This is a genomic window from Desulfobacter sp. (assembly GCF_050177295.1).
Genome location: NZ_JBFXHE010000183.1, coordinates 1 through 8,572, shown reverse-complemented (window position 1 = coordinate 8,572; position 8,572 = coordinate 1). Strand labels below are relative to the sequence as shown.

The 8,572-nt window shown below is 50.0% G+C and carries 7 protein-coding genes and 1 pseudogene; 4 read left to right on the top strand and 4 right to left on the bottom strand.

Annotated elements, in window-relative coordinates:
* Positions 1-34 precede the first annotated feature (34 nt).
* The 3 genes and pseudogenes from AB7U36_RS13365 to AB7U36_RS13355 all read right to left on the bottom strand — a co-directional run bounded on the left by AB7U36_RS13365 (position 35) and on the right by AB7U36_RS13355 (position 2,734).
* The gene (locus AB7U36_RS13365) at positions 35-244 is read right to left on the bottom strand and encodes a hypothetical protein (RefSeq protein WP_428160256.1); all 210 of its coding nucleotides are present in this window, start codon (positions 242-244) and stop codon (positions 35-37) included.
* Positions 245-327: 83 nt separating this feature from the next.
* Positions 328-1,881, bottom strand: a pseudogene (locus AB7U36_RS13360) (acyl-CoA carboxylase subunit beta).
* Between the two features lie 103 nt (positions 1,882-1,984).
* Positions 1,985-2,734 carry a DUF6125 family protein gene (locus AB7U36_RS13355; RefSeq protein ID WP_428160255.1) on the bottom strand — a complete coding sequence of 250 codons (750 nt, stop codon included), beginning with the start codon at positions 2,732-2,734 and terminating at the stop codon, positions 1,985-1,987.
* 276 nt (positions 2,735-3,010) lie between these two features.
* Here AB7U36_RS13355 and AB7U36_RS13350 point away from each other — a divergent pair, with 276 nt between their 5' ends.
* Positions 3,011-3,325 carry a DUF5320 domain-containing protein gene (locus AB7U36_RS13350; protein ID WP_428160254.1) on the top strand — a complete coding sequence of 105 codons (315 nt, stop codon included), beginning with the start codon at positions 3,011-3,013 and terminating at the stop codon, positions 3,323-3,325.
* Positions 3,326-3,531: 206 nt separating this feature from the next.
* On the opposite strand, the gene AB7U36_RS13345 is transcribed toward AB7U36_RS13350, so the two are convergent.
* Positions 3,532-5,445, bottom strand: a complete 1,914-nt coding sequence (locus AB7U36_RS13345) for a tetratricopeptide repeat protein (RefSeq protein ID WP_428160253.1) — start codon at positions 5,443-5,445, stop codon at positions 3,532-3,534.
* A 242-nt stretch (positions 5,446-5,687) separates the two neighbouring features.
* Between AB7U36_RS13345 and AB7U36_RS13340 the strand changes: the two genes are divergently transcribed.
* From AB7U36_RS13340 to feoB, 3 genes are all read left to right on the top strand, one after another.
* On the top strand, positions 5,688-6,722 hold the full coding sequence (locus tag AB7U36_RS13340) for a nickel/cobalt transporter (protein WP_428160252.1): 1,035 nt from the start codon (positions 5,688-5,690) through the stop codon (positions 6,720-6,722).
* A gap of 193 nt (positions 6,723-6,915) precedes the next feature.
* Positions 6,916-7,140 carry a FeoA family protein gene (locus tag AB7U36_RS13335; protein ID WP_428160251.1) on the top strand — a complete coding sequence of 75 codons (225 nt, stop codon included), beginning with the start codon at positions 6,916-6,918 and terminating at the stop codon, positions 7,138-7,140.
* A partial coding sequence (feoB, locus tag AB7U36_RS13330) for a ferrous iron transport protein B (RefSeq protein WP_428160250.1) occupies positions 7,137-8,572 on the top strand: 1,436 nt, incomplete at its 3' end. The genes AB7U36_RS13335 and feoB, both read left to right, overlap by 4 nt.

The window sequence follows — 8,572 nt, the reverse complement described above, 5'->3', positions numbered from 1 at the left end:
TCCTACATATATTATAAAATTGTCTTGTGTTTTATCATTTCAGCATTCTTTGCCGTATCATTGCATTGCCGTTCATAATCGCCTGCCGGCCGGAAAGGCCCCAAAGGTTCATCTGTCCAACAGGGGCCGGTGCCAAAGGTTTGGCCCCAGCCCGGCTTTGCATGGCAGCAACGGCTGCCTCCTCTTCCGTTCTGATATACATGTAAACAGCAGCCATGGCCGCAGCCAGTTTTTTATTTTTCATGAAAAAGCTCTCCTTGGCTTTTTAAACGGTTTCAAAGATTGAGCATAATTGAGCATAGATGTCGCCGGGCCAGCCCATGGCTGTTACACCGGAATATTTCCGTGTTTCTTGGCCGGTCGGTATTCCCGTTTGGTTGCCACGGCCTCAAGGGCATCTATGAGCCTTGGCCGGGTTTCACTGGGCACGATCACCGCATCCACATACCCCCTTGCTGCGGCACAATAGGGATTGGAGAATTGTGCATTGTACGCGTCTATTTTCTGCTTGCGCGTGGCTGCCGGGTCTTCGGCATTTTTTATCTCCCTTGCATGGATGACATTTGCCGCGCCTTCGGCCCCCATGACGGCAACTTCGGCCATGGGCCAGGCAAAGGCCATGTCCGCACCAAGATGTTTGGAACACATGGCTATATATGATCCGCCGTAGTCCTATCTTGTGATCAGCAAAAGCTTGGGCACCGTGGCCTCGGCGTAGCACCACAGAAGTTTTGCCCCGTGCCGGATGACCCCGCCCCACTCCTGGTTGGAACCGGGCAGGTAACCGGGCACATCGGCAATGGTCAGCATGGGAATGTTAAAGGCGTCACAAAACCGGATAAACCGGGTGGCCTTGTCGGATGCATCAATATCCAGGCAGCCGGCCATAATCATGGGCTGGTTGGCAATGATGCCGATGGGACGGCCGTTGAGCCGGGCAAAACAGATCACAATGTTTCTGGCAAAATACTGGTGGGGTTCGAAAAAATAGCCGTCGTCCACAATGGCGGCAATGACCTGTTTGACATCATAGGCCTGGTTGGATTTGTCCGGAATAATGGTGTCAAGGGCCGGGGCCATGCGATGCGGGGAATCGTCCGTGGGTTTGACCGGGGGATCTTCCATGTTGTTGGACGGCAGAAAGGATAAAAGCTGCTTGATCTGTTCAATGCAGTCTTCATCCGATTCACAGGCGAACTGGGCCACCCCGGACTTTTCGTTATGGGTCATGGCACCGCCAAGCTCCTCAAAGGAAATCACCTCGCCGGTGACCGCCTTGATGACATTGGGGCCGGTGATGAACATGTACGAGGACTCCTTGACCATGAAAATAAAATCGGTCATGGCCGGAGAATAAACGGCCCCGCCTGCGGTGGGCCCCATGATGGCCGAGATCTGCGGGATCACACCCGAAGCCGCGGAATTACGAAAAAAAATTTCGCCGTAACCGGACAAGGCGTCAATGCCCTCCTGAATCCGGGCGCCGCCGGAATCGTTCATGCCGATAACAGGAGCGCCTGCTTTTATGCCCAGATCCATGACCTTACAGATTTTTTTGGCCTGCATTTCTCCCAGGGATCCAGCCGAGGCCGTAAAATCCTGGGCATAGGCAAAGACCAGGCGGCCATCCACCTTTCCGTGCCCGGTGATTACACCGTCCGCGGGAATTTCCTTGGTTTCCATGCCAAAATTGGTGCACCGGTGGGTCACGAACATGTCCAGTTCCCTGAAGGTACCGGCGTCAAACAACAGACCAAGACGCTGCCTGGCGTTAAGAACGCCCTTTTCACGGCGTTTAGCCAGGGCTTTTTCACCGCCCATGGCCTTGATCTTTTTCTCTTTTAGCCTTAATTCATGAATTTTGTCGGAAGTGACTCCCATAATTCGCATTTCTTTTTAAAATATATGGTTGAATAACTGCTTTGTCTATTTAACTGTTTTTCTCAATCAAACTAAGGAACCCTGAGACACCGGGTTTAAAACATCATTGTGCCAGGGAAAACCGCCATGCGCAGAACCAGGTTTCAGGATGGGGATCCGGCGGACACCCGATACATTCGGTTTTAATTGCATCATCAACGCCTTCGGCAAAACGGGCGTACTCGACAAGACCGCCGGACTTGCAGGGATAATCATCCAGCCCCTTGCGCATCCTTGCCTGCTGGACCCTGCATTCATTCATCCGGAAGACAAAACTGTCCGCAGTTTCTTCCACAATGCTCTGGCGGTTGATAAACGCATACATCCTGAAATTCAGGGCCTTTTTCAGACCCTCAAGTCCCGGATGTTTGCCCAGGCCCAGAATATTTTTTATGCGGTGGGCTTCAAAGGGGGAAAAACGAGCCCAGCAGGAGTCATTGCACCGTTTGGCATCGTTCATGCCGTGCTCGAACTCCACAGCCTGAAACCAGACTCCGTCATTGGCCAGCCAGGATTTTCCCACGGCTGCCATCAATTTTTCGGTTGTGGCGTCATCCAGTGACATCAACGCTTTGGGCATACCCTGGTCCAGTTCAAATCCCAGGGTGCCGGACAGATGTTTCATGAGAATGGAAATCGAAGATTGTGTGGCCTTATCCAGAGCGGTAAGTGCCTTTTCCATGCCCATCTGGTGCTGGACTTCATTGAACCAGAGGCCGTAATGGACAACAATACGGGTGAACATGTCGATCAGCTGGGTTTTCTGCATATCAGGAGTAAGGTCCCGGGCTTGAAACGGAGTGGCATCTTGCATGAATCGACCTCCTTCGTTATACGGTTTCACACAAACTACTCAAAGTCTCCCCCTGTGTCAAGATCCTTTCCTTACCATGCAACCATTCCATGTCATTAACCAAAGTATATGTTCTTTTAATCCATTGGTTTTTTTAAGTAAAAATCCAAAATCACAAAGTCACGTTTTGAAACTAAAAAAAATAATAGTCATTTGACCATTATTTTCCTTGACAGCACAAAACGACGATTCTATATTATGGTCAAATGACCATAACGTATATAAGGAGGAAATGTCATGCCAGGATTTAATCAGAGAGGACCACAGGGGTTAGGATCCATGACCGGAAGAGGTCGGGGGATTTGCGGAAACCAGAACATGACCGGCACAGATGCCGAGGCCTTTTACGGGGCGGGATTTGGCGGTCGGGGATGCCGCCGGGGATTTGGCGGTGGCGGCTGGGCTATGGGCCGTGGTATGGGACGCGGGTTTGGCCCCGCTGCTGTACCTGGGACCGGAAATGAAACCGCGCTCCAGGACAGGGCCAGAATACTGGAACAGGAGCTCAACGCCGTTAAAGCCCAGCTGAAGACCATGTCCGAAGACAAGTAACCCTTGATAGGCCCGGGTGAAAAGGGAATACCTTTTCACCCGAACCATCTAAAAAAAATCAGCCGCCGGGTGGCAAATCCGGCGGCTGATTTTTTAAGGATAATAAGGAGGTTATGCAGCCAGTTTTTTTAATTCAAAAATTGGCGTTAAAAACAACCTACCATACTTTTATAACTTGTCAACAAAAAAGTTTTAGGGACATAACTTTATCTGATCTTTGCCAAAATGCGGGATGCCCATTTGGCATCACCCAGACGACCAGAAACGCTGGTGCCTAACTGGGACAATGCCTCATTGGTCAAGGCGTTGCGTTCTGCATCTTCATACACAGCCGCCGCATTCTCGGCATCCTGGGCATCGATCAGAAAGGTTTCAGCCAAAAAGATCTGGTCGCTGAATTCGGTCAGTTTTTGGCGGCCCAGGTCCAACAGTTCTGAAAGGATAGCCTTATCCGAAGTCTGCTGTTTAACCAACGCCACCAGACCGGCATAATCCTTTTTAGTGCGGCAAAGGCCTTCGGCGGATTTATACAGCGCCAAAGCACCGTCCCTGTCTTTAAGCAGGTTCAGGGTAGCACTCGCTGCAAAGGTAAAGTCGTAAACAGTCTTGGCCTTGCTTCCTGCGGCACCCACAAGTTTTTTGGCCCACGCCTTGTCATTGAACTTCTCAATGGCTACAGCGGCAAGCTTCATGAGATCTGCGTTGCCGGCAGCCTTTTTCTCTATGCCTGCATAAATCTCTTTTACCCAGGCACTGTCCCCAAGGGTATCCTGAATGGCATTGGTCAAGGTGTTGTAATCGCCAAAGCTTTTGCATTTGTCCAGAAGTGCCGTATAGATCTGTTTGATCCATTCCGCATCATTGAGATCTGCATGGATGGCGGCAGCCAGCTTGATGAAATCGCTGAAATGAATGGTAAGGCCCTGGGCTTTTTTGTACAGTTTGGCTGCATAATGGATATCGCCGGTTTCTTTAACCACCTCAGCAGCCAGTACACGCATGGGGGAGCAATTTTTACACTCGTTTTCACTCAGGGCAAAATCATTGTAGAGTTTGCCGAACTCCTCACGTTTGGCTTTCTGGAAGGCAATGGCGTCGGTCCATGCTTTGTCGTCCTTGGCCACTTCAAGAATGGCTTCAGCGGTTTTAAGGAACTCCTCATTATTTTTCACGGCAGCCTGGGCCTGTTTCAATACGAGCAGGGCTGCGGTGGTATCACCTAAGTCTCTGGCCATGGCCATGGCCAAGGAAACCAGCTGGACGCAGTCGGGATTGGTGGCGGCAGCTTTCTGGTAAACACCTGAGGCAAATGCCTTGTCACCGGTATTCTCGAAACTTGCTTTGGCCAGTTTCAGGTATTCATCAAACTTTGTATACTGGGCTTCGGCTTTTTTATAAATAGACAGGGTAAAATCATTGTCATCCAGCTGTTCCTTGACGATACCGGCGAACTTGAGCAGTTCATCCCCTTTTTCCAGGGACCCCAGGGCCTTTTCATAAACGGCCCGGGCAAAATCCTTATCACCCAGATCTTTTATAGCCCCTGCGGCAAGGGCGCTGAATCCGTCAGCCGTAGTGGCGGCAGCCATGCCTTTTTCATAAATTTCCTTGGCTTTATCCTTATCCTTGGTGCTGTCCAGGATGGATTTGGCAAAAGATACAAAATCCTCTGGTTTTGTACATTTTTCAAAGGCCTTGTCCATGACCTTTTTGGCCATGTCCGGATCTGTTTTGGCCAGCTCATTGCTCAGATTGAGGAAATCGGTGAGCTTGGTGCATTTTCCCATGGCAGCCTCATTCATCTCCTTGGCCATATCATCCAGGCCAAGTTTGCCTGCAGCAGTGCCAAGGCCAATGAAATCTGCAGCGCTCGTGCACAGCATTTTAGCGTTGGAAAGAAAATTGCCTACCACGTCATCATCACCGATGATCTCCTTGGCTGCCTCGGCATATACCACGGTCTCATCATAGGTCTGGGCCCATTCAGCACCCTCTTCCATCAGCTCAACGGCCCAGTCCTTGTCATCCAGACCTGCTACAATTTCCCTGGCCACACCAATGTATTCTTCCGGTGAATCACAGCTTTCCGCTTTTTCTTCCAGTTCTTCTTTGAGTCCCATAATTTCTCCTTATTTGGTTTTATTTAATGATTTAAGGGCATTATTCATCAATCAATTTTTACACGGCAATTATGTTCAACGGGGAACGCCCGTGCGTACGCAATCATTCCATGGGGTAACCGGCAATATAAACTTCCACGACTCTAATAACATACTGATATAAAAACAGACAATGGGCTTTTTAAATAAACTTAAATTTTTAAGGTCTTGAAAAAACAACAGGCATCCCATATAAGCCTTTTATGGACCCTGATACTTCTGACATCCTAGGCCCGGACAGACCTTTTCCCAAACGGTTTTGGCCCGTTTTTCTCATTATAGCCGGTATTGCATGGGGCCTTTTTTTTGTCACGTTTTGCACTGCCCAGGCCAATCCATTTACCCGGAAAAACACGAATCCGGCTCCCCAAAACCAGGACGATTCTTTGCAGCCGGCACGGGAAGTTTCCATCTCCCCAACGCCGGGTTCAAGTGCCCCAGACTCATGTATCCCAGGTTCAAGTATTATGGAACGCATCATCTTTTTCCAGATGAAAATCAAGGAAAAAATGACGGCCCTGATCCGGCAGGCAAAAAATACCGGGAAAGTCGGCCCCCTGTTGTGGGTTCTGGCAGCGGCATTTGTTTACGGGCTATTGCACGCTGCCGGTCCCGGCCACGGCAAGGCCCTTGCCCTGTCCTATATTATCTCGATTAAGCCCACGCTTCCCAAGGCCCTTGTCTTTGGCAATATCCTGGCCGTCAGCCATGGGATGTCCGGGGCGGCATTGGTTTTTTGCGTCAAATTTATCCTGCATACATCCATTTCAGGCACCCTTGCTTCGATCACCCGGACTACCCAGATTGCAAGTTATTCACTGATTATTATTCTGGGCCTGTTTCTTTTTTTGCGCAAACTGCCGGTATGGAAAAAAATTATACCGGTTCACGATACGTCTGTTGAAAAGATCCGGGCAACCATGGATGCCAAGTCCATTTTGCCCGCCGTTTTCATGGGCATGATTCCCTGCCCCGGCGTTGTTTTAGCTGTCCTGTTCTGCCTGTCCTTAGGATTACCCGGATTAGCCATTATGCTGGCCTGTGCCATCACCCTTGGCATGGCAGCAACGCTGTCTCTGGTCGTTCTGATGGCCATGGCCGGGAAAGCCGCCCTTCTTGCTCCCCTGCCCCGGCGTTTCTCTTTTGCAAAAAATTCAGGAGATATACTTGAAGCCCTGGCAGGTTTAATTCTTTGTGCCATATCTCTTATGCTTCTTCTCACAGTTTTCAATTCCTAAAGACCTACTGTCCAATCTCACAAAATTTAAAAAAACATTGACAAAAAGTTTATAAAATGAAAATAAGTTTTTCATTTATGGATTAGATAAAACTAACAAGTATTTAATTTAATCAGTATGTATCTTTACAAATACAAAACCTCATTGTGTTAAAAAGTTTAAAAATAAAGCATAGTTAAGTGAAAGGATAATTATGACACTGGATGAACTTAAGCCCGGCAACAGCGGAACAATCAAAAAGCTATCCATCAGGGACAAACTTGGCCAGCGGCTGATGGATATGGGGATTTATCCCGGTCTCACCCTGAACGTGGTCCGCAACGCCCCCCTGGAAGACCCCATGGAAGTGGAGATCGACGGTTATTTCATCAGTCTGCGACATGATGAAGCCCGGTTTATTGAGGTGGAATGCAGATGAGAGACAGAGTGTTAGTGGCCCTGGCCGGTCAGCCCAATTGCGGGAAATCAACGGTCTTCAATGCCCTGACCGGTGCCAAACAGCATGTGGCCAATTATCCCGGGGTCACTGTGGACAAAATGTCCGGGTGGTACAAGTATGGGGACACCCGGGTGGATGTGGTTGATCTTCCCGGCACCTATTCTTTGACCTTTTATTCCCCGGAAGAACGGGTATCAAGGGATTTCATCCTCAATGACAAACCCGATGTCGTGGTCAATGTCATGGACGCCTCAAACATCAAGCGGTGCCTGTACCTCACATTCCAGGTCATGGAGATGGAAAACCCTATGGTCCTTGACCTGAACATGATGGATGTGGCTGAGAACCGGGGGGTAAACATAAATGTAGAGGAACTGACCCGGATTTTAGGGGTACCTGTGGTGGCCACGTCCATGAAACAGGGCCGGGGGAAAAAGGAGCTGTTTGACGCCATAGCAGACACTGGACGCAAAAAATCCTCCCCTGCCCGGTTCAAGGTGGATTACGGCCCCATGGAAGCCAGTATAAACAGTATCTGCGAAATGATCCGGCAGGATCCGGGCGATCTTGGGGCATATCCGGCCCGCTGGCTTGCCATCAAACTCATGGAAGGCGATGAAGAGATCCAAAAACTGATCAGGGAAAAAGGCACCCGGGGCACAAAAATCCTTGACCGTGTGGCTGGCTTGAAAAATCAATTTGAAGCCGAACATGACCAGGACACAGCGCTTGCCGTGGCCCAGGCCAGATATGCGGCAGCCGACAAGGTGGCTGCCGGCTGCCTGACCCTGCCGGCTGAAAAGAAAAAACCCATGTCCGACCGGATTGATGCCGTGGTCTGCCATAAATTCATGGGGCCCCTGGTTCTGGTGGCTGTTATCTGGCTGCTTTACTATCTCTCCATTGTCCAGGGGTACAACCTGACCAACTATACCTGGCCGCTTCTGGCCAAGCTGCGGGGGTGGGTTGCCGCCATTGTCCCGGACCCTGGCTTCATTGATGTACCCCTGATCTCAGCATTTGCTTTGTGGCTGATAGATTCGGTAAATGCCCTGCTCAACTACATTCCCATCTTCTTTATTCTTTTCGGGTTGATCGCTGTCATGGAAGACAGCGGCTACATGCCGCGAATGGCATTTATCATGGACCGGCTTTTCAGCCGGTACGGCCTTCACGGCCAGTCCACCCTGCCCATGGTGCTTGGCGGCATTTATGTGGGCGGATGTGCCGTGCCAGGTGTCATGTCCTGCAAGGGGATCCCGGATGAGCGGTCCAGGCTGACCACCATTTTGATCATTCCCATGCTCAACTGCCTGGCCAAGGTCCCCCGTTATGTGCTGTTGATTAATATCTACTTTGCCGCCCACAAGGGTGTGGCCATGTTTTATATTTCCACCATCAGCCTTCTTAT

Excerpts from the sequence above, each read along its gene's own strand:
- AB7U36_RS13365 (WP_428160256.1), bottom strand. The coding sequence starts at position 244 with ATGAAAAATAAAAAACTGGCTGCGGCCATGGCTGCTGTTTACATGTAT.
- AB7U36_RS13355 (WP_428160255.1), bottom strand. The coding sequence starts at position 2,734 with ATGCAAGATGCCACTCCGTTTCAAGCCCGGGACCTTACTCCTGATATG.
- AB7U36_RS13350 (WP_428160254.1), top strand. The coding sequence starts at position 3,011 with ATGCCAGGATTTAATCAGAGAGGACCACAGGGGTTAGGATCCATGACC.
- AB7U36_RS13345 (WP_428160253.1), bottom strand. The coding sequence starts at position 5,445 with ATGGGACTCAAAGAAGAACTGGAAGAAAAAGCGGAAAGCTGTGATTCA.
- AB7U36_RS13340 (WP_428160252.1), top strand. The coding sequence starts at position 5,688 with ATGGACCCTGATACTTCTGACATCCTAGGCCCGGACAGACCTTTTCCC.
- AB7U36_RS13335 (WP_428160251.1), top strand. The coding sequence starts at position 6,916 with ATGACACTGGATGAACTTAAGCCCGGCAACAGCGGAACAATCAAAAAG.